We start from the raw sequence: 25,367 nt of genomic DNA, 5'->3' as shown, positions 1-25,367 counted from the left end.
CAACACTCACGACGCCACTAGTCCAGCGGACGTGCCCCAAGGTGATCCGACAGCAGCTTGCGGGCGATCTGCTCCGGGTCTTCCTCCGCGGGCGGCGGAGGCGGCGGCGGGACCGGGCTGGAGTCCTCGGAGTAGATGTCGTCGTCCTCGTCCGAGGGCTCGGGCGGGAGCGGGATGTCCGGTTCGCTCGTGGTGACGCGCGGGCGGCTCGGCGCTTCCGCCGCGGGCTTCGGCGGGGCCGCAGGCGCGGCGGCCGCCGGGGGCTGGGCAGCCGCGGACGGACGCGTGAACGACCGTTCCGGAGCCGGTGCCGCCGGTTGCTGCCGAGGAGCCTGTCGAGCCGGAGCGGCAGCCGCGGCCGCGCCGTGCACGCAGCGGACCTGCCATTCGCCGCCGAGCACCTCGCTCAGCCCGGCCGCGATCTTGCTCGCGTTGCCCTGGTCGCTCAGCCGCCGGGCGAGCGGTTCGGACTTGTGCGTCAGCGTGACCGCCGAACCGTCGACTTCGGCGACCGTCGCCTGCGTGAGCATGGCTTCGAGCGCGCGCCCGCCGGTGAACTTCCGCAGCGACGCCAGCAGCTGCGGCCACTTCTCGCGCACCTTAGCCGCGTCGATCCCGCCCGCGGCCGGGGCTTCCTCCGCCGCCGGAGCGGTCGGAGCGGCCGGAGCCTCCGGCGCGGGAGCAGGCGCGGCCGCAGCCGGGGCAGGCGGTTCGACAGGAGCCGGACGGCTGGCCTCCGGACGCGCCGGTTCTTCGGCCGCCGGACGTGCGGCGGGAGCTTCCTGGGCCGGACGCTGCGAAGGCCGCTGGAACCGGGCCGGAGCCTCCGCCGGAGCAGCGGAAGCGGCCGGGGCAGGCGCGGGACTGGCATGAGGCGCGGGAGCCGGGGCAGCGGCGGGACCAGCCGGCGCGGGTGCGCCAGCCGGTCGCCGCTCAAGCCGTTCGATTCGCGCCAGCAAGGCTTTCTCCGCCTCGGTGACCGACGGCAGCAGCATCCGCGCGCAGAGCAGTTCGAGCACGAGCCGCGGCGACGTCGCGCCGCGCATCTCAAGAAGTCCACTATGGACAATGTCGGCGTAGCGGGACAGCGTGGCCGGGCCGAGCTTCTCGGCCTGCTCGGTCATCCGCTTCAGCTCGTCGTCCGGCGCGGCGACCAGGCCGCGTTCGCCCGCTTCCGGGACCGCGCGCATCAGCAGCAGGTCGCGCAGCCGATCGAGCAGGTCGGTGGCGAAACGGCGCGGGTCGTGTCCGGCGTCGGCGAGTTTCTCGACGGTGCCGAACACCTCGCCCGGATTGTCGTTCGCGAGTCCGTCGATCACCGCGTCGATCAGCGCGGTGTCCGTGACACCCAGCAGCGACACCGCCCGCGGGTACGTGACGCCTTCCGGACCGGCCCCGGCGAGCAGCTGGTCCAGCACCGACTGGGTATCGCGAGCCGAACCGCCGCCGGCGCGGATCACCAGCGGGTACACCGCCGGTTCGACCGTCGCGCCCTCGGCGGCGACGTTGCGCTCCAGCAGCTCCCGCATCGAGCTCGGCGGGATCAGCCGGAACGGGTAGTGGTGCGTGCGCGAGCGGATGGTGGTGAGCACCTTGTCCGGCTCGGTGGTGGCGAAGATGAAGATCAGGTGCTCTGGCGGTTCCTCGACGATCTTCAGCAGGGCGTTGAAGCCCTGCGTCGTGACCATGTGCGCCTCGTCGATGATGAACACGCGGTAGCGCGATTCGGCGGGCGCGTAGAACGCCTTGTCCCGCAGTTCGCGGGCGTCGTCCACACCGCCGTGGCTGGCCGCGTCGAGTTCGGTGACGTCGACGCTGCCAGGGCCTTCCGGCGCGAGCGCGCGGCACGAGTTGCACTCGCCGCACGGATCCGGGGTCGGGCCTTTGGCACAGTTGAGCGAGCGCGCCATGATCCGCGCACTCGACGTCTTGCCGCAGCCGCGCGGCCCGGAGAACAGGTACGCGTGGTTGATGCGCCCGGCGGCCAGTGCCGTGCGCAGCGGTTCGGTCACATGCTCCTGGCCGACGACCTCGGCGAAGGTCGCCGGACGGTACTTCCGGTACAGCGCGAGAGCCACGAGCCCGAGACTACAGTGAGCATGGTGAGCCCCTCCCGTTCCGGTCGCGGCCGTGCGCCGAGCGGCCCGCGGCCGGGCACTTACCCGGTGCGGTTCGGGACCGCCGAGCTGCTGCGCGACGCCGATCGGCCCAACGCGTGGATGCTTTCGGTCGGCGGGGTGGCGCAGTCCTACGTCGATCTGGACGACCCGGCGAACCTGGAGTTCGACTACGTGCGCCGGCTCGGCGACCTGGTCGATTTCCTTCCGCCCGGCCCGCTCGACGCACTGCACGTCGGCGGCGCGGGCTGTTCCCTGCCGCGCTACGTCGCCGCGACGCGACCGGGTTCGCGGCAGCTGGTCTTCGACGCCGACGAGCCGCTGATCGACCTGGTCCGCGAGCAGCTTGACCTGCGCAGCGTCCCGAAGCTGCGGGTACGGATCGAGGACGGCCGCGCGGGCGTGCGCAGCAGGCACGACGCGACCGCGGACTTGATCGTGATCGACGCCTTCGAACGCGCGACGCTGGCCGGCGGCTTGGCGACCGTGGAGTTCGTCACCGATGTGGCCCGGGTGCTGCGGCCGGGCGCCACGATGCTGGCGAACATCTCCGACGGTCCTGGCCTGCCGTTCGCCCGCCGGTTCCTCGCGACGCTGGCGGAGGTGTTTCCGCATGTCGTTCTGCTGGCCGAACCCAGTGTGCTGCGCGGCCGCCGATTCGGGAATCTCGTGCTGGCCGCCTCCCGGCTCGACCTGCCGACCGCGGAGCTGACCCGGCGCGCGGCGTCTTCGCCGTATCCGGCGCGGGTGGTGCACGGGGATGAGCTGCGGCAGCTTCGGGGGAAGGCCGCGCCGGTCCTCGACGCGGAGTCGCTGCCCTCGCCAACGCCGCCGGACGACGTCCTCGGCCTGTTCTAGCGACCCGGGCGTACTGCGTCGTTGGTGCAGATCGGCCGCGGTCCGTACCCGCCTGCTTTTCGCCGGACCAGCAAAAAAAGCGGGTTCCCCCCGTACCCGCCAGAGCCCGCTTATCCTTGCTGCCTTCCGGCCCTGGGGAAGTTCACAGGGTGGACGCCACGGGGGGTCCCCGCAGACGACTATAGCGGACTCGGCTGCCGCTCCTGCGACCCCTCGGCCACGCCCGCTTGGAGCAGGTCGAGCACCTCCCGCACCGACGCCGGGTCGCGGGCGTCGAAGGGATGCACCGGAATGCCCTCGCGCACGGTCAACGCCCAGCGCACGTCGTGCAGCGGGCGGGCGAGCAGCCCGTCGAAGCAGTTCACCCCGACCACGAACGGCAGCCGCAGCCCTTCGACCGCGTCGAGCACCGGGTAGGCGTCCGCGATCCGCCGCGGATCGACCACCACGAGCGCGGCGTCCGCGCCCCGCACGAGGTCGGGCCAGCGGAACCAGAACCGGGCCTGCCCCGGCGCGCCGAACAGGTACCGCCGCCGCTCGCCCTCGCCGAGTCTGCCGAAGTCGAGCGCCGCAGTGGTGGCACCGGCGTCGGTGCGTACCGGCGCGATCTCCGAAACGGCGTGCACCGCCGTCGTTTTCCCGGCTCCGGCCGGGCCAAGCACGAGAATCTTCACGGGTCAGGCGAACGCGGTGTTCTTCAACTCCTCGACCAGCGCGGGGGTAAGGACTTCGGACGCGCGGTTGGCGAACATCGCCATCTCGTAGGCGATCGTGCCGAGGCTGGCCTGTTTGTTGGCCAGCACGCCGAGCGAGCAGCCGATGCTGATGGTGCAGACCACGAGGTAGCCGCGTTCCAGCTCGACCACGACCTTGTCCGGATCGCCGAGCGGATGGCTTTCGGACACGCTCTGTGCCAGCGCGAGCATCGCCGAGCAGGTCGCCGCGAGCCGGTCGGCGTCCGCGCGGTCGAGGTCCTGCGACGCGGCGATCAGCAGCCCGTCCGCGGACACCGCGAGCGCGGCGATCGCGCCTGCGGTGTGCAGCGCGAAGCGGTTGACCAGCCAGTTGAAGTTCTGCGCGGCGGCGGGAACGGTCATGATCCTCCTTGATCGGCCTGCTGGGCGGTGACTTGCTGTGCTTTGGCGACGCCGTCGGAAAACGAGTCGAAGGTGGCCCGCTCAGCGGCCGGATCGCGCAGGTCGCGGCGCGGCAACGGGGTGCGGACGATCTGCGGCAGTTTGAGCCCGGGGGCCAGCTGCGCGCCGGGGACGCGGCGGAAGACGCCGTCACGGGATTCCGGTGGCACCACAGTGAACTGGTGCGTCGGCGACGGATCCGCGACGTCCTGCGCGTCCGGAGTGTCCTCTTTGGATTCTTCTGGCTCGTCGGGGAGTTCCAGCGTTCCGGCGCGGGAAGCGAATTCCGGTTCCGCTTCCGGCCACCGCGGAGCCTCGTCCTTGTCCGGATTCGGCTCGTCGGCTTCCGGTTCCGGCGGATCGGTGAACCACCGGAACCCGGCCGGAGCAGGCGTGGACAGCGCGGCGATCGCGGGCGCGGGCAGCAGCACCGGCCGCGGGTCGGGCACCTGTCCGGGCTCGAAAAGCCCAGGCCCACGCCGGAAATCGACGTCTCGGGTGAACAGCGCCTGCGGCACCGAGACCTGTGCTGTCACGCCGCCTTCCGGAGTGGACTCCAGTTCGACGCGCAGCGAATGCCGCTGCGCGAGCCGTCCGGCCACGGCCAGGCCGAGTTGCTGACCGGATGCCGCGTCGACCGGTTCGGCGAGCCGGCGGTTCTCCTGCGCCAACCGGTCCGCGGACAGCCCGACGCCGTGATCGGCGATGCTCACCAGCAGATCGCCGGATGACTGGAACTCCGTCGAAATCTCCACCGCCGACTCCGGCGGCGAGAACGCGGCGGCGTTTTCCAGCAGTTCCGCGAACAGCAGCACCAGGTCGATCCCCAGCGACGGCGCGAGCAGCGCCTCAGCCGGTTCGCCGAGCCGGATCCGGGCCTCGTCGTCGATTTCCGCGGCGGCGGAACGCAACGCGGTGGCCAGTTCGATCGGACCGCCGACCCGGGTCTCGTCGCGGTTTCCTGTCACCACAAGCAGATCGTCCGCGGTGCGCCGCAGCCGGAGCGCGGCGTGCTCCACGCGACGCAGCCCGGCGAGCAACACCGGATCGTCGGCGCCGCGCGTCAATTCCTCGATCACGGTGCGCTGGCCCGCGACCAGATTCTGCGTGCGCTTGGCCGCTCCGACCAGCAGCTGAACCCCGGCGCGGCGCGAGTTCGCCTGCTCGGCCACCGCTTCCACCCCGGTGCCGCGGAGCCGGTTGAACGCATCGGCCAGCTCGGCCAGCTCGCCGCCGGTGCCCGCCTCAAGCGCGGGCAGCAACGGTTGCGGCGGGCCCGACTCCGGCTCGGCGACCTGAACCAATTCAGCGGCGGCCAGGTCGGCGGTCGAGCGAGCCTGGCCGCTCAGCCGCCGCAACGGCCGGGCAATGGATCGCGCGGCCAGTACGGACAATGCGGCAACCAGTCCGAAAAGGACAATCGCGGCACCGCCGACGACGGAGGCCGTCCGGGTCGCACTGGACGCTTCCGCGGAGGCAGCGTCCGCGATCGCACCGGCGATCCGGGTCTCCACCGCGTCGCGCTGATCGGCGAGCTGAGTACCGGCAGTGACCACATCGGACACAAACTGCCGGTCTTGCCGCGGTGCCGCGGCCAGCCGGTCGAGCTGCTGGGCCGTCGCCCCGGTCTCGACCGCAGCGACCTGTGCCGCGTCCTGCTTCCCGGCCAGCCGGGCGAACTGTTCTCCGGAGACGGCAGCGCGCTGACCTGCGCGATCAGCTCCGGCGGCCGCGACCAGCGCGGTCGCGGCGGCCGCTCGCTGCTCGTCCGCGCGCAGCAGGGCGTCGAGCGTCCGTGCCTGGGAGCTGTCCGAAGTAGCCAGTCCCAGCGCGTCGATCAGCCCAATGGACGTGGAATCGTAGCCAGAAGCAATATCAACTACGGAAACCTGACGATTGAGCGCGCTCTGTCGCAGTTTCGACAGTGCGCCGCCTGGGCTGACCAGGCTGTCCGCGATGCCGCGCGCAGCGCTGTCCACCGCCTGCCGCTGCCGGACGAGCTCCGAATCGGTGGCCGACGGGTCAGCGGCAAAAGCGGCCGTGAGCAGGCTTTCCCGCTGCACCTGTCCGACCAGGCCGCCCACCCGCTGTCCCCGGGCCACGGCGTCCGAAGTGGTCGCGGCTGCCGACGCGGCGGTGACCTGGCTGAGCACGAGCGGAACCGCCGACGCCACGACCAGGACCAGCGGAGCCACCACCAGCACGGTCACTCGCGCCTGCACGGTGCGGATCCCGAGGCGGTCAAGCAGCCGCGCGGCGGATTCCTGCGGCCGGGCCGAACCGTCGCGCATCCACGTCACCTTCCGTTCCCGAGGAGTCCCGACGAGACCGAGGCGTGAAGTGCACCGAACGGGGACACCCGCAGGACGCTACTACTCTCGGTAGTGCTCGTCGCGGTACGCACATGGTCGGACACCCCACGTCTGCGCAGAGCTTAGCGAGATCCGCAAGGTCTCGACAATGCCCTCTTGTACCGTGTCGCGCCCTGACACGCTGGGGTTTTCCCGGCGAGCGGCATGCGAGGAAGGATGCTGGGAGGAGAATGGCCGATATGCGCACCGCACCTGTCGCCGCCGACGTCGTCGCTGCCCACCTCCGCCTCCGACCACACGTCCGGTGGACACCGCTGTTACGCACTGAAATCGACGGCCGCCCCCTCGTGCTCAAGCTGGAGCAGCTCCAGCGGTCCGGTTCGTTCAAGCTCCGCGGCGCGGTAAACGCCCTGCTCAACGGGCCTAAGCCGAAGCGCGTGGTCACGGCGTCGGGTGGCAATCACGGCCTCGGCGTCGCCACCGCCGCGCAAGCGCTGGGCATTCCCGCTGTCGTCTACGTGCCGGAGTCCGTGCCCGAAGCGAAGGCCGCCGGCATCGAAGCGGCCGGCGCGAAGCTCATCCGGCACGGCGCGGCGTACAGCGAGGCCGCGGCAGCCGCGTTGGCCGTCGCAGAGGAACCCGGCACCCGTTACCTGCACGCGTACGACGACGCCGACGTGATCGCCGGACAGGGAACCGCGACCGCGGAGATCGTGGCCGACGCACCAGACGTCGATGCCATTGGCGTCGCAGTGGGCGGCGGCGGGCTGGCGTCCGGCGCGACGCTGGCCGCGGACGGCCGTCCGGTGTTCGCGGTGGAGCCGGAGCGCTGCCAGGCACTGCATGCCGCCCTCGCCGCGGGCGAGCCGGTGGACGTCACCATCGATTCGGTCGCGGCGTCCGCTCTCGGCGCGACCCGCGTCGGCGAGCTGGCGTTCGGCATCCTCAATTCGCCTGCCGTCACTTCCGTGCTGGTGTCCGACGCCGAGATCCTCGCCGCACGCGACCTGCTGTGGCGCGACTTCCGGCTCGTCGTCGAACCGGCCGCCGCGGCTCCGCTGGCCGCCTGGCTGGCCGGGCGCGTCCCGGCCGAGCTGCCGTGTTTTGTCTTGTGCGGGGCCAATACCTCGGTCACTTTCGCGTGAGGTCGTAGACCGTCGCGCCGCCGACCGTGGTGGGTTGGAAGTGCTGTTCGACCCAGGCGGTGATCTTCCCCGAGGTGCCGCGGCTGCCGCCGCGGCCGTTGCGCGCGCCGACGACGAAATAGTGGATCTCCCCGCTCGCCACGTACTGCTGGAATCGCGCGAGTGTCGGCGCGGGGTCGCTGCCGCTGAAGCCGCCGACCGCGAGCACCGGTTTGCCGCTGTTCAACGCCAGTCCGGCGGCCTGCATCGCGCCGGTTTCCGCGGCAGCCCACTTCGTCGTCGTGGTCTCCAGCAACCGATAAAGCTCCACATTGGACTGTTGTGGTCCGCCGAAACTGACGCGGCCGTTGTGCTGCGGCCCGGACGCCGGGCTTCCGCCGGTATGCGCCGTCGACGCGGTAGCCACCGTGAATGAGGCCATCCCCAGCAGTGCAGCCACGAGTGCCAGCACTGCGGCTGCCCGACGCGCAATCCCGATCAGCAACGCGAACACGCCTAGGACGCCCAGCACCAAGACGGAGTACCGCACCCATGGCTGCCAGTTCGGCGTCCGATGCAGCAGCACGAAGCTCCACGCTACAGTCGCCGCCAGCATCACCGCGAGCACCACGCGCGGCGCGAAGTAAGCACGGCCACGCCACAGTTCGGTCGCGGAGATCGCTACCGTGGCTGCGATTCCTGGCGCGAGCGCGACTGTGTAGTACGGGTGGATGATCCCGCTCATGTAGCTGAAGACGAGGGCGCTGATCACCGTCCAAGCACCCCACAGCAGCAGCGCCGCCCGAGTTCGATCAGTCCGTGGCGCACGCCGGGTGAACCACAATCCGGCCACGAGGCCGACCAACGCGGCGGGCAACAGCCAGGACGCCTCGCCGCCGAACTGCTCGGTGAACAGGCGGGTCAAGCCCGCCTGGCCGCCGAAGCCATGTCCGGCACCGGAAAACTCCGGCATTTTCGGCCGCGCGTCCCCACCGTGCGACTGTCCGAAAATCCGGCCGAGTCCGTTGTACCCGAAGGCCAATTCCAGCACACTGTTGTTCGTCGACCCGCTGATATACGGCCGATCCGCAACCGGCCACAACGCCACCGCGAGCACCCACCAGCCCGCGGAAACCACCACCGCCCCGGCAGCGGCGAGCAATTGCCACACCCGCCGTCGCACCGAAGTCGGCGCAGCAACCGCGTACGCGAGCACGAAGGCAGGCAACACCAGGAATGCTTGCAGCATCTTGTCGAGGAACCCGAAACCGATCGCGACGCCCGCCAGCAGCAGCCACCTCGTGCTCGCCTTTTCCAGCGCCCGCACCAGGAAATATCCGCCCGCGACGAGCAGCAGCACCAGGAACGCGTCCGGATTGTTGAACCGGAACATCAGCGCGGCGACCGGAGTGAGCGCGAGCAACGCCCCGGCCAGCAATCCGGCGACCGGTCCGGAAAGCCGCCGCACCGCCAGGTACAGCAGGCCGACCGAGCCCACACCTGCCAGCGCGTCCGGCACCAGCATGCTCCAGCTGGAAAAACCGAAGATCCGCCCGGACAATCCCATCACCCACAGGGAAAGCGGCGGTTTGTCGACGGTGACCACGTTGCCCGGGTCGAGCGAACCGAAGAACCACGCTTTCCAGTCCCCCGTGCCCGCTTGCCCGGCCATCGCGTAGAAGTCATTTCCCCAGCCGGAAATCGCGACATTGGTGAGATACAACGCGGCGGTGCCCAGCAGCAGCACCGCGACCGAGGGGCGCACCCAGCGTGGCGCGACGACAGTCGTCATGCCCGTCATTCTCACGGCCCGGACTGTGCGCGGGCTGTGAATCACTCACGAAGGAGTGTTGGCACCGTCACGCAATTGCGGGAACGAAGCCACGAATTCGGTGCGCCCTGGACCGCTAGCAACCAGCACGCGACCGGAATGCGCGGCCACGACGGCGGCGACAATCGCCAGCCCCAGCCCCGTGCTCCCGGCAGCACGCGAACGCGAATTGTCGCCGCGGGCGAACCGTTCGAATACCTCGGGCAGGATTTCTGGCGGAATTCCCGGCCCATCGTCCACAACGGACAAAGTTACCCATCCGTCTCGTGTGGACAGTGCGGTGGTCACCGTGGTGCCCGCGGGCGTGTGCGTACGGGCGTTGCCGAGGAGGTTCAGCACGACCTGGTGCAGTTGCCCGGAATCGCCGAGCACCGCGATCGGTTCGCCGGGAAGTTCCAGCAGCCACTTGTGTTCCGGACCGGCGACGTGCGAATCGGCGACCGCGTCCGCGACCAGCCGGGACAAATCGACCGGTTCGTGCACGACCGGACGCCCGGAATCGAGCCGGGCGAGCAGCAGCAGATCTTCCACGAGCGTCGTCATCCGCGCCGATTCGGATTCCACCCGGCTCATCGCGAACGCGATGTCCGGCGGCACCTGTTCGCTGCCGCGCCGAGTCAGCTCGGCATATCCGCGAATCGCGGCGAGCGGCGTGCGCAATTCGTGGCTCGCGTCCGCGACGAACTGCCGGACCCGGCTTTCGCTGGCATGGCGGGCGGCAAGCGCTTCGGCGATGTGACCCAGCATCCGGTTGATCGCCGAACCGACCTTGCCGACCTCGGTTCGCGGGTCAGTGTCCACTTCGGGCACTCGCTCGGACAACGCGACCTCGCCGCGGTCCAGCGGCAGTTCGGACACCCGGGAAGCAGTGGCGGCAAGCCGGTCCAGCGGGGCCATCGTGCGCCGGATCGTGACCGCACCGGCGAACCCGGCAACGAGAATCCCGCAGAGCGCGACGCCACCGAAGATGAACCCCAGCCGCCACAACGTTTCCGAGACCCGGCTCATCGGCAGCCCGATCACGGTGAACTCGCCGCGCGGCGAATACGTCGCGACCACGCGGTATTTCTTGAGACTGCCGGGAAGCTCGACCGTGCGGCTCTGGCCGTTCGGCGCGAGCACGAGCAGGACCCGATCCTGCTCCGGGGTCAGCGGGACGAGGCCGAACGGACCGATCACCTGCCCGTTGACCTTGCCGTCGTGCACGACCAGGCTGAGCGTCCCCTCGGGCTGACCGAGCACGCGCAGCGGATCCGGCGGCAGCTTGCCGGAACCGTTGATGGGCGGACGCGGCACGCCGTGGCGGAACCCGCGATCGCTCGCCGCCGCCAGCTGCCCGTCGAGCTGCCCGACGAGAAAGCTGTTCAACGCGAATTCGGTGACCACGCCGACCACCAGGCAGACCAGCGCGAGCAGCGCCGCCAGCTGAACAATCAGCCTGCGGCGCAACGACCACGGACGGCGGCGCTCAGCCCGCGGCGGGTTTGAGGACATACCCGGCGCCGCGCATGGTGTGGATCATCGGTTCCCGATCGGCGTCGATTTTCTTGCGGAGGTAGGAAATGTACAGCTCGACGATATTGGCCTGGCCGCCGAAATCGTAGCTCCACACGCGGTCGAGGATCTGCGCCTTCGACAGCACCCGGCGCGGATTGCGCATCAGGTAGCGGAGCAGTTCGAACTCGGTCGCGGTGAGCGGCACCAGATCGCCGCCGCGGTGCACCTCGCGGCTGTCCTCGTCCAGGGTCAGGTCGCCGACCACCAGTTGCGAGCCGGTCGATCCGGAAACACCACCCGCCCGGCGCAGCAGCGCGCGCAGCCGCAGCGCGACTTCTTCCAGGCTGAACGGCTTGGTCACGTAATCGTCGCCACCCGCGGTGAGCCCGGCGATCCGGTCTTCCACCGCGTCTTTCGCGGTCAGGAAAAGAACCGGCAGATACGGCGTTTCGGCGCGCATCCGGCGCAGTACCTCAAGGCCGTCGAAATCGGGCAGCATCACGTCGAGCACCACGGCGTCCGGGCGGAAATCGCGGCCGATGCGCACCGCCTCGGCTCCGGTGCCCGCACTGCGCACCTCCCAGCCCTCCATCCGCAGGGCCATGGACACGAGTTCGGCCAGCGTCGACTCGTCGTCGACGACCAGCACGCGGACCGGGCTGCCGTCCGCGCGGCGCAGTTCGGCCTTGCCCCGGCCGGCAGACGCGGCGTTCACACTGCTCATGGTGCCATCTTCGGGCCTCGTCTTCAGGTCGAGCTGTGCACTGGCTGTGCGTTTCCTGTGCGGGTGGGCGCACAGGTGTCCCCCACGTCCGCCACAGGTTCCGCACAGCGGCCGCCCCGACGCTCGGGAAGGAAAAGCTCGAACGTTCCGGAGGAGACCATGACGACCGATCCAGCAGAGGGCGCGACCTGGGGAGAGCAACCTGCTCCCGCATCCGGCGGCAGCGGCCAGGGGAAGGCGTGGTCGGGCCGGAAAACCGCGATCGCGGCGGGCGTCGCGGTGGTGATCGCCGTCGGCGGCGGACTGGCGATCTGGGCGGGCACCAGCGGCAGCAACGCAACGGCGCAGCAGGGGCCGGGCGGATTCGGCGGCCCGGGCGGGCAGGGCGGTTTCGCCGGCCGCGGAGGCATGGGCGGGATGGCCGCGCTGCGGGACGCGCTGCACGGCGACTTCGTGGTGACGGATCCGACCGGCGGGTACGTGACCGAACGCCTGCAGACCGGGACGATCACCGAACTCAGCGCCACCTCGGTGACCCTGACGAGCAAGGACGGCTACAAGCAGACCTACACGCTGGATTCATCCACGGAGAAGACCGGTTCGCCGAAGTCCGGCGACAACGTCACCGTGGTCGCGAAGGTCCAGGGCACCACGGCCACCGCGACCTCGCTCGGCGAAGCACAGCAGTTTGGCAACGGACAGCCGCGCCGCCGCGGATAGCCCGTTCGGAAGGGTGGTCCGTGAAGGACTCCTTGGGGGAACCTGATTTCCTCAAGGGGTCCTTCACGGAGAGCGAGGGAGATGGTCGTGAGGCGGTGGATCACGCTGGCGTGCGGTGTGGTGCTGGTGCTCGTCGGCGCGGTGTGGGTGCTGCAGGGCGTCGGCGTGCTGACCGGCAGTTTCATGACCGGCCAGAAGCTCTGGTTCCTGATCGGGCTGGTCGCGTTCCTGGTCGGTGTGGTCCTCATCGCGGCCACCACGTTCGGCAAACGCGTGCGCTGACTCACCGGGTGAAGACCTCGAACACCGGGTAGCCCGGCGCGATCTCCAGCAGCTTCTTCTCCGGTGCCTTCGCGTCCACGCCCTCGAAGAACGTGCCGACCTCGAACGCCCAGCGCTTGAGGTACGAGCGCAGGATGACGGGCTTCTCCTCGTCGGACAGCTCGCGGTAGGTGAACGGCTCGGTGCGGCGTCCGACGGTCAGCTGGCCCTCGCCCGCGGCGCGCAGGTTCCGCACCCACTGGGTTTCGCCGCGCGCGGCCACCAGGTAGTGCTTGCCCCCGAACGGCAGCAGGTTGACCGGCACCTCGCGCAGTTCGCCGGACTTGCGGCCGCGGACGCCCAGCACCCGGCTGCCCCACACGCTGAGGCCGCGTTTGGTGAGCCAGCGGACGCAGCCGTTGAACGCCGCGGTCGCCCTGCCCGGTTCGAGGTAGCGAGTGCTGGTCATGAGGTCCTCCTCGGTTTCGAGAGCGGTGCTCTCTGTTGTGAACAGTGAACACCCAGAGACTGGCTCTCGTCAAGAGCAGTGCTCTCGGTTTTGCGCAGCGCTCTCATGCGCGGCACACTGATCGCATGACTGCCGCACCCCGGACTGCCCGCGAACGGGTCCGCGCCGAGCTGACCCGCGAGATCAGGGACGAGGCTCGCCGCCAGCTGGCCGAGGTCGGCGCGCACGGCCTTTCCCTGCGCGCGGTCTCCCGTGAGCTGGGGATGGTCTCGTCCGCGCTGTACCGGTACTTCCCGAGCCGAGATCACCTGCTCACCGCGCTGATCGTCGACGCATACAACGCCGTCGGCGAGGCCGCCGAACAGGCCGACCCGCACACCGACGACCCCCGGGAACGCTGGCGAGCCATCTGGCGCGCGACCCGCGACTGGGCCCGCGCGAACCCGCACGAATACGCGCTCATCTACGGTTCGCCGATCCCTGGTTACCAAGCTCCACAGGACACCGTCGGCCCCGCCGGGCGAGTGGCCTTCGCGCTGGTCGCGGTGCTGCGCGACGCACATCCGCACGAGCCGGCGGTCACCGCGCCGATGTCGGAGGAACTGCGCGCGCAGGCCGGCCAGCTCACCCGGATCCTGGACCTCGACGCGCCGGCCGAGGTCGTCATGCGCGCTATCGCCGCCTGGACCCAGCTGTTCGGCGCGCTCAACTTCGAGCTGTTCGGCCAGTACGCCGGCAGCGTCGACCCGGCGGACGCGTACTTCGAGCACCTCGCCGGGCAGATGGCGGACTTCGTCGGCCTGTAGTCCGGGGTAAGTTCGCCGTGGCGGCAAAGCGAAAGGCAGGTTCGACGTGACGGGATGGGCCGGACGGGTCGGCAGGATCCGGGTGATCGGCACCGGGGTGATGGGACGCGGCATCGTCCAGCTCGCCGCGACCGGCGGGGTCACCGTGGAACTCGCGGACGTGCAGCCGGAGGCGGTCGCCGCGGCGATCGACCACGTCGGCGCGATGGTCGACCGGCTGGTCGCCAAGGAGAAGCTGACCGAGGAAGCCGGCCGCGCGGCGAAGGAACGCCTCGTCCCGGTCGAGGGCCCGCTCGCCCCCTCCGACGGGGTGGACCTGGTGCTCGAAGCCGTCCGCGAAGACCTCGAAACGAAGCAGACGCTCTTCGCCGGTCTTGAGAAGATCTGCGGCCCCGACACGATCTTCGCGACCAACACCAGCTCGCTGTCGGTCACCGAAATCGCCGCCGGGCTCACTGACCCGACGCGGATGATCGGCCTGCACTTCTTCAACCCGGTCCCGCTCATGCGGCTGGTCGAGGTCGTCCCCGGCGCGCGCACCGCCGGCTGGCTGCCCGGCGAGGCCCTCGAACTCGTCCGAAGCTGGGGCCACCAACCCGTGCTGGCGAAGGACGCCCCCGGCTTCCTCGTCAACCACGCAGGCCGCGGCCTGAACACCGAGGCGCTGCAGATTCTTTCCGAAGCCCTCGCCGCTCCCGCCGAGATCGACCGCATCGCACGCGACGTCCTCGGCCTCAAGCTCGGCCCGTTCGAACTGCTGGACCTCACCGGCCTGGACGTCTCGCACGCAGTGCTGGAAAGCATCTGGAGCGGCTTCCACGCCGAACCGCGCCTGCGCCCGTCGTGGCTCACCCGCCCGCGCGTCGCCGCCGGACTCTTCGGCCGCAAAACCGGCGAAGGCTTCTACCGCTATGCCGACGGGAAACAAGAGGTCCCTCCGGAGCCCACTGCCCCGCCTGCCCCGGCCATGCCGGTCTACGCCGCCGACGAACGCCTTGGCCGCCTCCTGTCCGCAGCAGGCATCGACGTCGTCCCGGACGCCTACCCCGACACGGTTCTCCTGGTGACCCTGCGCGGAGAGTCCACTGTGGAGGCTGCGCGGCAACTGGAACTGCCCGCCGCGCGCGTCGTCGGAATCGACGCACTTGGCTACGACTCGCGCTTCACCATGTCTGTCCATCCGGGACTGGATCCGCACTACGGCCGCGGCGCCTGGGGTGCCCTCGCCGCCACCGGAACCCCCGTAACGGTCGTCCGCGACGGTGCCGCCCCCATCGCGCAACGCCTGCTCGCCTCGATCATCAACACGGCTTGCTCCATCGCCGACCAGGGTCTCGCGGCTCCCGCCGACATCGACACCGCAGTGCGCCTGGGCCTTGGCTACCCCCGCGGACCGCTGGAGTGGGGCGACCTGGTCGGCCCGGAAAAGGTCCTGCGAATCCTGACCGGTCTCCTGCGCGCCACCGGGGACCCGCGCTACCGCCCGAGCAGTTGGCTGACCGAACGGGTGACACTGGGCCTGCCGCTCGCCTCCACCGGCACCCGTCCGGCTGATCTGGCCTGAGTTTTTGTCGGTGGCGCGCAGTAGCTTGTCGGCATGACTGTCACCATCGATCTGACCCTGGACTGCACGAACGCACAACTTCTCGCGGCCTTCTGGAAAACGGCACTGGGCTATGTCGACGAGCCTCTGCCGCCGCCGTTCAGCACCCGCGAGGAGTGGCTCGCGCAGTTCGACCTGCCCGAGGACGAGTCCGCGGAGGATGGCGCCTGGCTGTGCCATCCCGAGGGCGCCGGGCCTCAGCTGACGATCTTGAAGGTGCCGGAACCGAAGACGGCGAAGAACCGGCTGCACATCGACATCCGGGTCCCCGGGGATGGCGAACCGGCCCAACAGTGGGCAAGGATCAAAGCCGAGGCTGAACGTCTGGTGGCGGCGGGCGGGTCGATCCTGGCGGAGGACGAGGGACACCATGTGGTGATGGCTGATCCGGAGGGGAACGAGTTCTGTGTTGCAGCTGCCTCGGCGTAGCTCTCTTACGGTCCACCGAGACGTTTCGCCGCACAGCAACAGGTCAGCGAATGAGCCATCTCCGCCACCACGGCCAGCGCTAGAACGCTCGGCGTGCACTCGACAAAGTACCTGCGGCCCAAGTCGCCGCATCTGGTTTTCGGGCAGCTCTTCCGAAGCCACCTGTCGCTCCTCGTCCCGGCGCTCTGGCCGAAGTCGTGTCCGGTACAAAGCTTCGGCGATCCTCGGGAGATCTTCCGGGCAAGCCTTTGCCGCGAATGTTCTTGCCGACAGCCAAGTAAAGAAGGCGCGGACGCCAACCCCTGCCCGCGTTGCGACTGTGGCAACAATCGCCGCAACTTGCACCGAGGTGCCGGTCGAGACGCCTCCCTTACGTAGACCGTCCCGGGCCTGGACCCAGGCGTCGGCACCCTCTGGCACCGACGACGACGTGAGCGGCCTCGGCGGACTTGAGCAGCACGGCTGTCTCGCTTTCAACAGCAAGCGTCACTTGAATGCCGTAACCGGGAGACAGCGGCGGCGCGCGGCCCGGTGTTGGTGGGGACACCGCGCAGCACTCACCCCTTCCCGGCACGCGACTCGGACTCCCAAAAAAGCTGCTCGCCGTCCGACGCACCAAGAACGACCGCCTAGGCAAGTGCTAGCGCGTGCCCAAAAAGGAGATATCGACATAGCGAGGCTGCCGCGAGCCGCGCGACGCCGCCAACGAAGGCGCGGCTCATAGTCTTGATAAGGGACCTTCGCGGAATCAGCCAGCCCGCCCAGCGGCATCCGTGAATTCAACCCCACCGGTGCAGCCACCCCCGGCTTCGAACCCTCTGCTACGCAGCCGGAAATCAGCCTCGGGTTGTTACGCGCAATCCTCAACGCAAGGAGCGACTACTGTCGAAAAGCAAGCTCCCCAAGTGACAGAGATCCAGTTTACCACCGGTAGTCCGAGGTCACCCCATTCCGGTAAATCACATAACCGCCCTGGAAATCGCTCCGAGCGCCGCCGCTGATCCGGTATTCATCCGAGGTGGGCAACCGCAAATACCCCCACTCCCATCCCCGCGCGGCCCACCGCTTGCGAATCTCCCCCTGCACCATGTGCGCCCCGGTACCCAGACTCCAGTAAATCGACCCACCGCCAGTGAAGTGGTTGTAGCGCGCGATCCCGTTAGGAGTACCGGTTTCATCGATAGTCGGATAACCGAGACCTCGCTCCCAACCCAACGAGGCCCACTTATCCCGAATAGCCCCGCCGATCTGATGCGCCCCACTGGACGGCGTCCAGTAGATCGACCCGCCGATCGTAAAGTGGTTGTACCGGCCAACCCCATCCGGCGTCACCGACTCATCGGTAGTCGGATAGCCAAGCCCCCGCTCCCAGCCCAACGAAGCCCACTTATCCCGAATAGCCCCGCCGATCTGATGCGCCCCACCGGTAGGCGTCCAATAAACCGACCCGCCAGTGAAGTGGTTGTACCGGCCAACCCCATCGGGCGTCCCGGACTCGTCGGTGGTCGGATACCCCACCCCGCGTTCCCACCCGAGAGCGGCCCACTTGACCCGAATCTGCCCCTGGACCGAATGCGCCCCCGTCGCCGGCGTCCAGAAAATAGACGTGGCCTGGCTGCCCGGCGTGCCGATCAGATGGTTGTACCGACCCACCCCGTCCGCCGTCCGGGTCTCATCGGTCGTCGGCGGCCCATACACCTGATGCCCGCCGATCGCGAGATACCGGGCCAGGATCTGCCCGCCGATCTCGCGCACCCCGGTAGCCGCGGACCAGTACAACCGCCCGTTCGCATACGGCCGATACCGCACCGGCCCGTCAACCACCTCAGGACCCGTTGGCGCACCGAGCGAACTCCGCAATTCCGGCTCAGCCGCATACCGCTGGTCGATCGCCGTCACGTAGCGGGCAGTCAGCGTCAGGTCGCCAGCACCGACGGTGATCGACCACGAAGAGGTAGCCGGACCGCCCTGCCAACCGGCGAACCGGGAAACTCCGTCGGTGCCAACCGGCGCAGCAGTCACGTCAAACGTCGCACCCTCAGTGACCATCGCACTGCTGACACCACCCTCGCTCGGGATGCTCAACGCGGCGGGCTGCGTGCCGACCAACGTCAACCGATGCTGGCGCGGGTAAGCAACATACGTGTTGCTGGCCTGCACCCCGGCGCTGTCGGTTACCGTCGCGGTGAACTCCATCCGGGAGTCCGTGTGATCAGTGAACGGAACCGTCAACGTCGGCCCCGTCGCACCATCACCGGGATGCACGTGGCAGGCACCGAGATCCGGACAGTGCCGGATCAGGGACGTCCACGTAACGGGAAGCCCGCCATCCTCGACATCGGCAGCCTTGGCTGACAACGAAACCTGCTCGCCCACCGCAAAAGTCTTGTCCGGCGCGGTCAACGTCAGCACCGGCGAGTGATTGCCCGGCGCGACAGCGATCTTCACGGTCCCGACACCACCAAGCGGATCCGAAACCCTCAACGTCGCGGTGAACGAAGCACCATCCCCGTACTGATGGCTGGCCTGTATCCCAGTACCGGTGCTGCCGTCGCCGAAGTCCCAGGAATAGGTGAGCGGATCGCCGTCAGCGTCAGTAGAACCGCTGGCAGCAAAGGAAACCGTGCGAGTGTCCGGGTCCGTCGAGGAAGTAGCCGCTGCCACCGGCGGAGCATTGTTCGTCGAGTAGCTCAACCGCCGCAGTACTCCGGAGTTGAGGTCAGTGAAGACGATGTCCCCGTTGGGCGCGGCGGAAATCCGAGTAACCCCGCCGACATTCTGGAACGGCGCGGGATTCGCGGGTGCCTGCGTGAGCTTGCCCTGCGCGTCATACCGCAGCGTCCAGATCTTCTGCCCCGCGTAGTCCCCGAAGAAGTACGCACCCTGGTAAACGGCCGGATAAGTCGTGCCGCCATACACAATCCCGCCGCTGACACTGTTGCCCTGCGCAGGACCGGTCCCGTGCTGGTAGTCCCACAACGGCGGAGTGTTCACCGCCAAAGCACAACGCGCGTCAGCCGAATAGCCCGGCGTGAGGTGGTTCCCCTCGTAGCAAGGCCAAGCGAGATTCGCACCCGGCTGCACGACGTCCAGCTCTTCCCAGGTGTACCAGCCGACATCGCCGACCACCGGCAGCCCGCTCTTCGGGTCGAGGCTGAACCGGAACGGGTTGCGGAATCCGCTCGCGAACACCTTGCTGCGAGCGGAATCCGGCGCGTCCGCGTGGTAGTACGGATTGCTCGGCACGCCCTTGCCGTCCGCGGTGAGGTGCAGGATCTTGCCGAACGGCGAATCGAGGTCCTGTGCGACGAAGGCGACCGGGTTGGTCTTGCCCGCGTCGCCGTTGTCTCCGACGGAGTACCAGAGGGTGCCGTCCGGCGCGGGGTAAACCGTGTCGAGGCCGTGGATGTAGTACGGACTGCCGGGCAGGTCGAAAATCACCTTCTCGCCGGTCAGCCCGGACGGATGTCCCTCGCCGTCGAGCTGCACGGTGAACTTGGCGGCACGCAGCGTGTACTGGCCGTTGCCGAGGGAAACCGAGCGGTTCAGGTAGACCTGGTGCGAGGTGGCGTAGTCCGGCGCGAGCGCGATGCTCGTGAGGCCCATGTCGCCCTGCGTCTCGACCGGGAAGGTCGCGATCCGCTCCGGCGCACCGCCCGCAGCCGGGACCCAGTTGACGACGCCCGACTTGCCCAGCGCCAGCACGCTGTCGTCGGGCAGCCAGGCGAAGTCGGTGAACTCGTACTGGCCGAGCCCGGTGGGCAGGTCCCGCAAGACGAACCCCGGCGGCAGCGCCGGGGTGCCGGCTGCTGCCGCCGGGGCGACGGCGGTGACCACGGCGGGGACGGCGACGGCCGCGAGCGCGGCCACCAGCAGGGAACGGAGCTTGCGCCAGGCCATTCAGGCCCCCTTTCTCAGCGACCGGTAATCGCTCAGAAGGGGGAGTAAGTTGCCTCTATCGGGTGATATTTATTCGACCGTGACGCTCTGGTCAGGGCACGACCTGGACCACGTCGCCGATGTGCAGGGTGTTGAAGAATCGCAGCGACGACGTCGCCGACAGGTGGACGCAGCCGTGCGAGTACACCTTCAGGCTGCCGGTATGGAACGCGTCGCCCGGGTAGAAGAAGACCGAGTTCGGCATCGGCGCGTCGTCGAACTGCTTGCTCAGGTGCAGCTTTTCCTTGGACAGCACATGGAATGTGCCGGTCGGGGTCGCGTGCCCCTTGCGGCCGGGCAGCATCGAGACGGGGCCGTAGATCACCTTGCCGTCCTGCAGCAGCCAGGCGCGGTGCGCGGAAATGTCCACGCAGGCGCTGGTGCCCGAAGCGGCGGCGGCCGCCGCGCACGGGACGTCGGCAGTGCTCGGCTTCGGGGCGGGCTTCGGCTTGGGTGCGGGCTTCGGCGTCGGTTTCGGAGTCGGCTTCGCGCTGGTGCTCGCCGGGCTGCTGCTGGTCGCCGGGGCAGAACTGCTGGTCGGCGCACTGGAAGACGAGGCAGGCACACTCGCTGCCGCGGGCATCGCACCGCCGCCGGAAGCCGACCCGGCCGTGCCGCCGGAGCACGCCACGAGCCCGAAAGTCGCGGCCAGCGCCGCCATCCCCACCAGAACCCTTTTCACGATCCGGTACCCCCGCGTTCGGTCGGGTCGCATTCGGCAGGACCCGTATCACCCGAATAGACGACCACCACCCCTTCGTGGTTGCTCGGCAATGGTCACGATCCGGCTTCTCCACCCTGGGGTTGAGCCGCGGATCCACCTGGCACCAGCCCGTACGCCGACGAAAACCGCATCCATTCCGGCGAGGCTGGAAGCACTCCGGGCAGCCTCCCGGTCCACCACAGTGAAGGAGCACCGTGAACCTCGGCCCGCTCACCATCGTTCTCTACGCCGCGATCGCGGCACTCGTCCTGTACCGGGTCGTCTACCGGCAGTGGCGCGGCACGCTCCTCAGCCGCAAGCGTTTGCTGACGCTCCCGTTCATCCTGACCGCGATCGGCGTGTTCTCCGCCGCCACCGCGCTGCAAAGCGCGACCGCGACGGAGTACGCGCTGCTGGCGGGCGACGTCGTGATCCTCGGACTGCTGGGCGTCCTGCGCAGCTCCACTTCGGTCCTCAGTGCTCGCGAAGGCACGACGTTCGTGAAGGGCACTCCACTCACGTTGATGCTGTGGTTCGCCACCATCGGCGTACGCGTCGCCTTCTCCTTCATCGGAGCCGCGCTCGGCGTCAGCAACACCGTGACGTCCTCGACGATCATGCTCACGATCGGCGTCAGCATCGGCGTGCAGAACGCCTTCACCTACTACCGCATTCAGAAGCGCGGCCTGCCGCTCTCGGAGCAGACGCCGACGAGCATCAACGCTCGCCGCTAAGCCCCACCATGCGCGCGTACATCCGTGAAGGACTCAACACGGTCGCCGGGTGCAGGAATCCCGGCAACGGTGGCAAGTCCCGCGCGAAGGGCACGAGATGCGCGTACAGCACTTCTGCCCCAGACGGCCGCGCTGAAGGATCCTTCGCGAGCGTCGCGGCGAGAAGCGTGTTCAGTTCCCGAGGGACGCCGGGAACTACTGGCGCCGGTTCCTTCACCTGCTTGTCGAACACCGCGTATGCCGTCGGCCCGGTGAAGACCGGACGGCCAGTGAGCATCTCGTGCAGCACGCAACCGAGCGCGTACAGGTCGCTTCGGGGCTCCGCGTGGCCACGCTGGATCTGCTCCGGGGCCATGTACGACGGCGTACCCAGCAGCTGTCCCGCGCGCGTGAAGCGAGCTGTGTCGGCTTCGCGCAACACAGCAAGCCCGAAGTCCATCACCTTCACGCTGCCGTCCGGACAGAGCATGAGGTTGGCCGGTTTGAGGTCACGGTGACAGACCGCGCGAGCGTGCGCCGCCGACAGCACCGCAGCCACTTGTGCCGCGATCGCCGCCGCCCAGGACACCGGCAGCGGCCCGTGTTCGGCTAGCAGATCGTCCAGCGTCACGCCTTCGACGAACTGCATGACCTGGAACAACCGGTCGTCATGGGCACCGAAGTCATACAGCGTGGGCGCGCCAGGATGGTCGAGCGTCGCGAGGATCCGCGCTTCGCGGGCGAAGCGTTCTTCCAGCTCTTCGTCGCCGCCGGGAAGCCGAAGCAGTTTGATCGCGACTTGCCGGCCGAGCCGCCGGTCGAGCCCGCGGTGCACTGAACCCATGCCGCCCCGTCCGAGCGGCAGATCGTCGACCTCGTAGCGGTCCGCGATCAGCATGGGCCCCCTCACAGCGCTCACCCGCCACCGGGCTTCAGCCGTCCTTCGGCGAGTGCGGCAAAGCCTAGCCGCACCAGGTCGCGGCCGATTTCCGCGGTTTGCCGCAGTGCCCGGTCGAAGTCCGCGAGCGCGCGGAAAGCGACACCGTAAGCACGCTGCGTTTCGAGCGGATGCCGCGGCACCTTGAGCCGGCGCGCGTCGATCCGGGTCGACGCGCTGTGCACCGGGAAGTCCGCGGCGCGCAGGCACCCGGCGAGGAACTGCGCGTCGAGCAGCTCTGGATCCACGCGATAGCGGGAAAGCGCGGGCCCAAGCCGCACTGGCGCTCCACTGTGGACGATCACCGCGCCGGTGACCGACGCGACCACGTCGCCCTCGTGGGCGAGCACCGCCGCCGGATCCGGCGCGGCGTGCCCGGTCGGCGGACCGCCGATCAGGACGTCGTCAGTGGTCAGCACGGGTTCGTCGCCGTCGGCGCTACGCGGCGGCGCGTGCGTGATCCGCAGCGCGCCCGCCTTCACCAACTCGCCGACGGTCGTGTGCGCCGTCTCGCCGGACGCCGGTTCCAGCTTGGGCAGCTCGATCCCGATCTGCCCGAAAACCCTTCGTGCGGCAAGGAAAGCCTCGCCCGAATCGCTCTCGCCGGGCCGGCCGGACGGAGTCAGGTCGACGTCGTCGTCGAGCACGTCGATGATGCGTTCGCCGGTGTCCGGATCGGCCAGGAAGTCCTGCCACACCTGCGCGACGTCGTCCGCGGTGGTGTCGGCGATCAGCACCGTCGCCGGCGCGCGCTGCTCCGGCTCCGGTCGCGTGAGCAGCCAGAGATCGGTGCCTGGCGCGAGCGTGCACACCGCGCGCAAGGCACCCGCTCGAAGCAAGTTGGCCCGGATGCGTTTCCCGCTCCGCCGTCCGGCCGCGGCTCCCGGCATCAACACCGCCACCGCGCCACCGGGTTTCACGTGCGCGAGGCAGTGCTGCACCCACGCCAGCTCCGACTCGCCCCGCGGCGGCAACCCGTACTCCCAGCGCACGTCGCCGACGAGTTCCTCGTGCCCCCAGCCGCGCTCGTTGAACGGCGGATCGCACAGCACGACGTCGGCCAGCCGGTCAGCGAAAGCATCCGCGCGCAACGCGTCCGAAGCGTGCACCTCGGTGTCCGCGCCGTGCAGCCGCAGCCGGATGCCCGCGATCCGCGCGGTGTCCGGGTCGACGTCCTGCCCTCGCGCCCGGGTCGCCGCGGCGGCCAGCAACAGCGACCCGAACCCGCACGCCGGGTCGAGCACCGTGGCCCCCTTCGCGCCGGTCAGCCGCACCATCAGGTCGGCGTACGCGCTCGGCGTCGTGGAGAGCCGACGGGCGTGCGCTTCGAAAAACCGGTCGCAGAGCTGCTCGAACGTCTCCGCCGCGCCTTCGTTCGAGGCGAGCTGGGAGATCAGCGTCCGCAGCTCCGGATCGTCCGGTCCCTCGGCGTCGTCCGCGAGATACTCACCGACCGCCGCCAGCCGCGCACCGAGGTCAAGATCGTCGCCGAGCGCACGCAGCCGTTGCCACGCTTCGTCGATCGGTGCCAGCACGAACGGACGACCGCGCCCGCGCAGCCACGCCTGCACCTCCGGAAGCGAAAACAACGGGCTGGACGCCGTGCCGCCCACCGGTTTGGGAAAATCGTCATGGCGCCGCCGCCAGTTGCTCACCGCCGCCCGGCGCACGCCCGCCAGGCGCGCGATGTCGGCCGCACTCACCGCCGCGTCGTCTGCCATGTCGAGCACGATAGCCGACGACAGCGGTTTCCATCGTTTTGCTTGTTAACTCAGTCAACCAATGGTTTTATGGGGGCATGGCCACCGAGCAGACCCGGTTCACCCTGCGCTACTCCGCGGGCTCAGACCAAGGGCGACGACGCACCAACAACGAGGACTCCGTCTACGCCAGCGGGCGGATGCTCGTGGTGGCCGACGGGATCGGCGGCCAGCCGCATGGCGAAGTCGCCAGCTCGACCGCGGTCAGCGTGCTGGCCTCGCTGGACGCGGAGCTGCGCACGCTCGACCTCACGGCGCACAACCTGTCGAACCTGCTCTCCGACGGCGTCCGCCGGATCGCTGACCAGCTCGCCCAGGTGGCCGAGGAAACCCCCGCCACGCAAGGCATGGGCACCACGCTGACCACACTGCTGTTCGACGGCACCCATTTCGCCGCGGCCCACGTCGGCGACTCCCGCGGCTACCTCCTGCGCGACGGCGACCTGCAGCGCATCACGCGCGACCACACCCTGGCCCAAGCCCTGGTCGAAGACGGCACCATCAGCGCCGCCGACGCCGACCACCACCCGCGCGGCTCAATGCTGATGAAGGCGCTCCTGAGCACCGGCTCGGCCGAACCCGACGTTTGGGAGTTCACCCCGCAAGCAGGCGACCGCTACCTGCTCTGCTCCGACGGCCTCACCGCGGGCGCCAGCGAACCGGCCATCCTGGACGTCCTCTCCGACGGCACCCCGGAGGAAATCGTGCCCCGGCTCATCGCATTGGCCAATGAGGGCGGCGGCCCGGACAACATCACCATCGTGGTCGCCGACGTCGTACCGGCCTGAGCCCATCCCCGCAGGTCGGACCACCTGTGAAAGGCCGCAGAGCCATCCGGTATTCTTCCCCACGGAGGATTGGCCGAGCGGCCTAAGGCGCACGCTTGGAAAGCGTGTTGGGTTCACGCCCTCGCAGGTTCGAATCCTGTATCCTCCGCTGCCACACCACGAAGGTCCCGACTTCCCAGAGGTCGGGACCTTCGGTGTTTTCGCGTTAAATCCCTTGCCAGGCAACGATATTCCGCTGGCAGAATTCGTTCATGGACCACCGCGAAGCCCAAGAGTTCGCCGCCCACTGGGCACAGGCCTGGAACGCCCACGATCTCGACGCCCTGATGACCCACTTCGCCGACAACGTGACCTTCCGGTCCCCGGTCGCGGTCCAGGTGATCGGCGGCGACGGTGTGCTCCGCGGCAAGGAGGCGCTGCGCGCGTACTGGGCCGAGGGGCTGCGCCGGATTCCCGATCTCCGCTTCGAGGTCGTCGGCGTCTACGCCGGACTGGACGCGCTGGTCATCAACTACCGCAACCAGAAGGGCGGGCTGGTCAACGAGGTCCTGGTCTTCGACGGACCGCTCGTCGTCGAGGGCTACGGCACTTACCTCGGCGACGATCCGAATCCGGCGGGCACTCGCTGAAGCCCGTCGCT

22 protein-coding genes, 1 tRNA gene and 1 other RNA gene are annotated in these 25,367 nt (G+C 69.2%); 11 read left to right on the top strand and 13 right to left on the bottom strand.

From position 1 onward, the window contains the following. Positions 1-17 precede the first annotated feature (17 nt). A complete protein-coding gene (locus BM362_RS06870; RefSeq protein WP_093572489.1) occupies positions 18-2,078 on the bottom strand; it encodes a DNA polymerase III subunit gamma and tau in 2,061 nt (686 codons plus the stop codon). A 24-nt stretch (positions 2,079-2,102) separates the two neighbouring features. Here BM362_RS06870 and BM362_RS06865 point away from each other — a divergent pair, with 24 nt between their 5' ends. After that, positions 2,103-2,975, top strand: a complete 873-nt coding sequence (locus BM362_RS06865) for a fused MFS/spermidine synthase (protein ID WP_067578050.1) — start codon at positions 2,103-2,105, stop codon at positions 2,973-2,975. A gap of 74 nt (positions 2,976-3,049) precedes the next feature. Here the strand turns inward: BM362_RS06865 and ffs are convergent. The 4 genes from ffs to BM362_RS06845 all read right to left on the bottom strand — a co-directional run bounded on the left by ffs (position 3,050) and on the right by BM362_RS06845 (position 6,402). Beyond that, positions 3,050-3,149, bottom strand: an RNA gene (gene ffs, locus BM362_RS06860) — signal recognition particle sRNA small type. Positions 3,150-3,154: 5 nt separating this feature from the next. Beyond that, on the bottom strand, positions 3,155-3,649 hold the full coding sequence (locus BM362_RS06855) for a GTP-binding protein (RefSeq protein ID WP_093572487.1): 495 nt from the start codon (positions 3,647-3,649) through the stop codon (positions 3,155-3,157). Between the two features lie 3 nt (positions 3,650-3,652). Beyond that, positions 3,653-4,072 carry a roadblock/LC7 domain-containing protein gene (locus BM362_RS06850; protein WP_009084595.1) on the bottom strand — a complete coding sequence of 140 codons (420 nt, stop codon included), beginning with the start codon at positions 4,070-4,072 and terminating at the stop codon, positions 3,653-3,655. Continuing rightward, complete coding sequence (locus BM362_RS06845) at positions 4,069-6,402, bottom strand: sensor histidine kinase (RefSeq protein WP_093572486.1); 2,334 nt, start codon at positions 6,400-6,402, stop codon at positions 4,069-4,071. Before BM362_RS06845 ends, BM362_RS06850 begins: the two co-directional genes overlap by 4 nt. 260 nt (positions 6,403-6,662) lie before the next feature. Between BM362_RS06845 and BM362_RS06840 the strand changes: the two genes are divergently transcribed. Then, positions 6,663-7,568 (top strand): serine/threonine dehydratase, encoded by a 906-nt coding sequence (locus tag BM362_RS06840; RefSeq protein WP_093572485.1) that lies wholly within the window; start codon positions 6,663-6,665, stop codon positions 7,566-7,568. On the opposite strand, the gene BM362_RS06835 is transcribed toward BM362_RS06840, so the two are convergent. The 3 genes from BM362_RS06835 to BM362_RS06825 are packed head-to-tail and all read right to left on the bottom strand — an operon-like array spanning position 7,555 to position 11,599. Further along, the gene (locus BM362_RS06835; RefSeq protein WP_067577170.1) at positions 7,555-9,339 is read right to left on the bottom strand and encodes a glycosyltransferase family 39 protein; all 1,785 of its coding nucleotides are present in this window, start codon (positions 9,337-9,339) and stop codon (positions 7,555-7,557) included. The genes BM362_RS06840 and BM362_RS06835 overlap by 14 nt on opposite strands. A 45-nt stretch (positions 9,340-9,384) precedes the next feature. Then, a complete protein-coding gene (locus BM362_RS06830; protein ID WP_093572484.1) occupies positions 9,385-10,872 on the bottom strand; it encodes a sensor histidine kinase in 1,488 nt (495 codons plus the stop codon). Then, complete coding sequence (locus BM362_RS06825; RefSeq protein WP_067577173.1) at positions 10,847-11,599, bottom strand: response regulator transcription factor; 753 nt, start codon at positions 11,597-11,599, stop codon at positions 10,847-10,849. Before BM362_RS06825 ends, BM362_RS06830 begins: the two co-directional genes overlap by 26 nt. Before the next feature lie 159 nt (positions 11,600-11,758). Here BM362_RS06825 and BM362_RS06820 point away from each other — a divergent pair, with 159 nt between their 5' ends. Beyond that, positions 11,759-12,319 (top strand): hypothetical protein, encoded by a 561-nt coding sequence (locus BM362_RS06820; RefSeq protein WP_093572483.1) that lies wholly within the window; start codon positions 11,759-11,761, stop codon positions 12,317-12,319. A gap of 87 nt (positions 12,320-12,406) precedes the next feature. After that, the gene (locus BM362_RS06815; protein ID WP_067578052.1) at positions 12,407-12,601 is read left to right on the top strand and encodes a hypothetical protein; all 195 of its coding nucleotides are present in this window, start codon (positions 12,407-12,409) and stop codon (positions 12,599-12,601) included. A 1-nt stretch (position 12,602) separates the two neighbouring features. Here the strand turns inward: BM362_RS06815 and BM362_RS06810 are convergent, their stop codons facing one another. After that, positions 12,603-13,049: a nitroreductase family deazaflavin-dependent oxidoreductase gene (locus BM362_RS06810; protein WP_093572482.1), complete on the bottom strand. Its 447-nt coding sequence runs from the start codon at positions 13,047-13,049 to the stop codon at positions 12,603-12,605. A 125-nt stretch (positions 13,050-13,174) separates the two neighbouring features. On the opposite strand from BM362_RS06810, the gene BM362_RS06805 reads away from it, so the two are divergent. The 3 genes from BM362_RS06805 to BM362_RS06795 are packed head-to-tail and all read left to right on the top strand — an operon-like array spanning position 13,175 to position 15,887. Further along, entirely contained in the window at positions 13,175-13,855 is a 681-nt protein-coding gene (locus BM362_RS06805) for a TetR/AcrR family transcriptional regulator (protein WP_067577177.1), read from the top strand. 46 nt (positions 13,856-13,901) lie between these two features. Further along, the gene (locus BM362_RS06800; RefSeq protein ID WP_093572481.1) at positions 13,902-15,419 is read left to right on the top strand and encodes a 3-hydroxyacyl-CoA dehydrogenase; all 1,518 of its coding nucleotides are present in this window, start codon (positions 13,902-13,904) and stop codon (positions 15,417-15,419) included. Positions 15,420-15,452: 33 nt separating this feature from the next. After that, positions 15,453-15,887 (top strand): VOC family protein, encoded by a 435-nt coding sequence (locus BM362_RS06795; RefSeq protein ID WP_093572480.1) that lies wholly within the window; start codon positions 15,453-15,455, stop codon positions 15,885-15,887. A 921-nt stretch (positions 15,888-16,808) separates the two neighbouring features. Here the strand turns inward: BM362_RS06795 and BM362_RS06790 are convergent. Both BM362_RS06790 and BM362_RS47305 read right to left on the bottom strand, forming a co-directional pair. Beyond that, positions 16,809-19,787 (bottom strand): PQQ-dependent sugar dehydrogenase, encoded by a 2,979-nt coding sequence (locus tag BM362_RS06790; protein ID WP_093572479.1) that lies wholly within the window; start codon positions 19,785-19,787, stop codon positions 16,809-16,811. A 91-nt stretch (positions 19,788-19,878) separates the two neighbouring features. Next, positions 19,879-20,508 carry a L,D-transpeptidase gene (locus BM362_RS47305; protein ID WP_167545217.1) on the bottom strand — a complete coding sequence of 210 codons (630 nt, stop codon included), beginning with the start codon at positions 20,506-20,508 and terminating at the stop codon, positions 19,879-19,881. 236 nt (positions 20,509-20,744) lie between these two features. On the opposite strand from BM362_RS47305, the gene BM362_RS06780 reads away from it, so the two are divergent. Next, a complete protein-coding gene (locus BM362_RS06780) occupies positions 20,745-21,263 on the top strand; it encodes a hypothetical protein (RefSeq protein ID WP_067577185.1) in 519 nt (172 codons plus the stop codon). On the opposite strand, the gene BM362_RS06775 is transcribed toward BM362_RS06780, so the two are convergent. Further along, entirely contained in the window at positions 21,247-22,140 is an 894-nt protein-coding gene (locus BM362_RS06775; protein WP_093572478.1) for a serine/threonine-protein kinase, read from the bottom strand. The genes BM362_RS06780 and BM362_RS06775 overlap by 17 nt on opposite strands. Positions 22,141-22,157: 17 nt before the next feature. Further along, positions 22,158-23,900, bottom strand: coding sequence for an HsdM family class I SAM-dependent methyltransferase (locus BM362_RS06770; protein ID WP_093572477.1), 1,743 nt, complete (start codon positions 23,898-23,900; stop codon positions 22,158-22,160). Positions 23,901-23,977: 77 nt separating this feature from the next. Between BM362_RS06770 and BM362_RS06765 the strand changes: the two genes are divergently transcribed. From BM362_RS06765 to BM362_RS06755, 3 genes are all read left to right on the top strand, one after another. Then, positions 23,978-24,727 carry a PP2C family protein-serine/threonine phosphatase gene (locus BM362_RS06765; RefSeq protein WP_067577189.1) on the top strand — a complete coding sequence of 250 codons (750 nt, stop codon included), beginning with the start codon at positions 23,978-23,980 and terminating at the stop codon, positions 24,725-24,727. A 63-nt stretch (positions 24,728-24,790) separates the two neighbouring features. Further along, a tRNA-Ser gene (locus tag BM362_RS06760) sits at positions 24,791-24,875 on the top strand. A 103-nt stretch (positions 24,876-24,978) separates the two neighbouring features. Then, entirely contained in the window at positions 24,979-25,356 is a 378-nt protein-coding gene (locus BM362_RS06755) for a nuclear transport factor 2 family protein (protein ID WP_067577191.1), read from the top strand. Positions 25,357-25,367: the final 11 nt, after the last annotated feature.

This window comes from Amycolatopsis rubida (genome assembly GCF_900115345.1).
Taxonomy (GTDB): domain Bacteria; phylum Actinomycetota; class Actinomycetes; order Mycobacteriales; family Pseudonocardiaceae; genus Amycolatopsis; species Amycolatopsis rubida.
This window is presented reverse-complemented; position numbering and strand designations above follow the sequence as displayed.

What these genes read in the sequence shown, in the direction of transcription:
- BM362_RS06845 (WP_093572486.1), bottom strand. Translation starts at nt 6,402, where the DNA reads ATGCGCGACGGTTCGGCCCGGCCGCAGGAATCCGCCGCGCGGCTGCTT.
- BM362_RS06850 (WP_009084595.1), bottom strand. Translation starts at nt 4,072, where the DNA reads ATGACCGTTCCCGCCGCCGCGCAGAACTTCAACTGGCTGGTCAACCGC.
- BM362_RS06755 (WP_067577191.1), top strand. Translation starts at nt 24,979, where the DNA reads ATGGACCACCGCGAAGCCCAAGAGTTCGCCGCCCACTGGGCACAGGCC.
- BM362_RS06805 (WP_067577177.1), top strand. Translation starts at nt 13,175, where the DNA reads ATGACTGCCGCACCCCGGACTGCCCGCGAACGGGTCCGCGCCGAGCTG.
- BM362_RS06840 (WP_093572485.1), top strand. Translation starts at nt 6,663, where the DNA reads ATGCGCACCGCACCTGTCGCCGCCGACGTCGTCGCTGCCCACCTCCGC.
- BM362_RS06775 (WP_093572478.1), bottom strand. Translation starts at nt 22,140, where the DNA reads ATGCTGATCGCGGACCGCTACGAGGTCGACGATCTGCCGCTCGGACGG.
- BM362_RS06770 (WP_093572477.1), bottom strand. Translation starts at nt 23,900, where the DNA reads ATGGCAGACGACGCGGCGGTGAGTGCGGCCGACATCGCGCGCCTGGCG.
- BM362_RS06830 (WP_093572484.1), bottom strand. Translation starts at nt 10,872, where the DNA reads ATGTCCTCAAACCCGCCGCGGGCTGAGCGCCGCCGTCCGTGGTCGTTG.
- BM362_RS06765 (WP_067577189.1), top strand. Translation starts at nt 23,978, where the DNA reads ATGGCCACCGAGCAGACCCGGTTCACCCTGCGCTACTCCGCGGGCTCA.
- BM362_RS06790 (WP_093572479.1), bottom strand. Translation starts at nt 19,787, where the DNA reads ATGGCCTGGCGCAAGCTCCGTTCCCTGCTGGTGGCCGCGCTCGCGGCC.
- BM362_RS06795 (WP_093572480.1), top strand. Translation starts at nt 15,453, where the DNA reads ATGACTGTCACCATCGATCTGACCCTGGACTGCACGAACGCACAACTT.
- BM362_RS06835 (WP_067577170.1), bottom strand. Translation starts at nt 9,339, where the DNA reads ATGACGACTGTCGTCGCGCCACGCTGGGTGCGCCCCTCGGTCGCGGTG.
- BM362_RS06820 (WP_093572483.1), top strand. Translation starts at nt 11,759, where the DNA reads ATGACGACCGATCCAGCAGAGGGCGCGACCTGGGGAGAGCAACCTGCT.
- BM362_RS06810 (WP_093572482.1), bottom strand. Translation starts at nt 13,049, where the DNA reads ATGACCAGCACTCGCTACCTCGAACCGGGCAGGGCGACCGCGGCGTTC.
- BM362_RS06825 (WP_067577173.1), bottom strand. Translation starts at nt 11,599, where the DNA reads ATGAGCAGTGTGAACGCCGCGTCTGCCGGCCGGGGCAAGGCCGAACTG.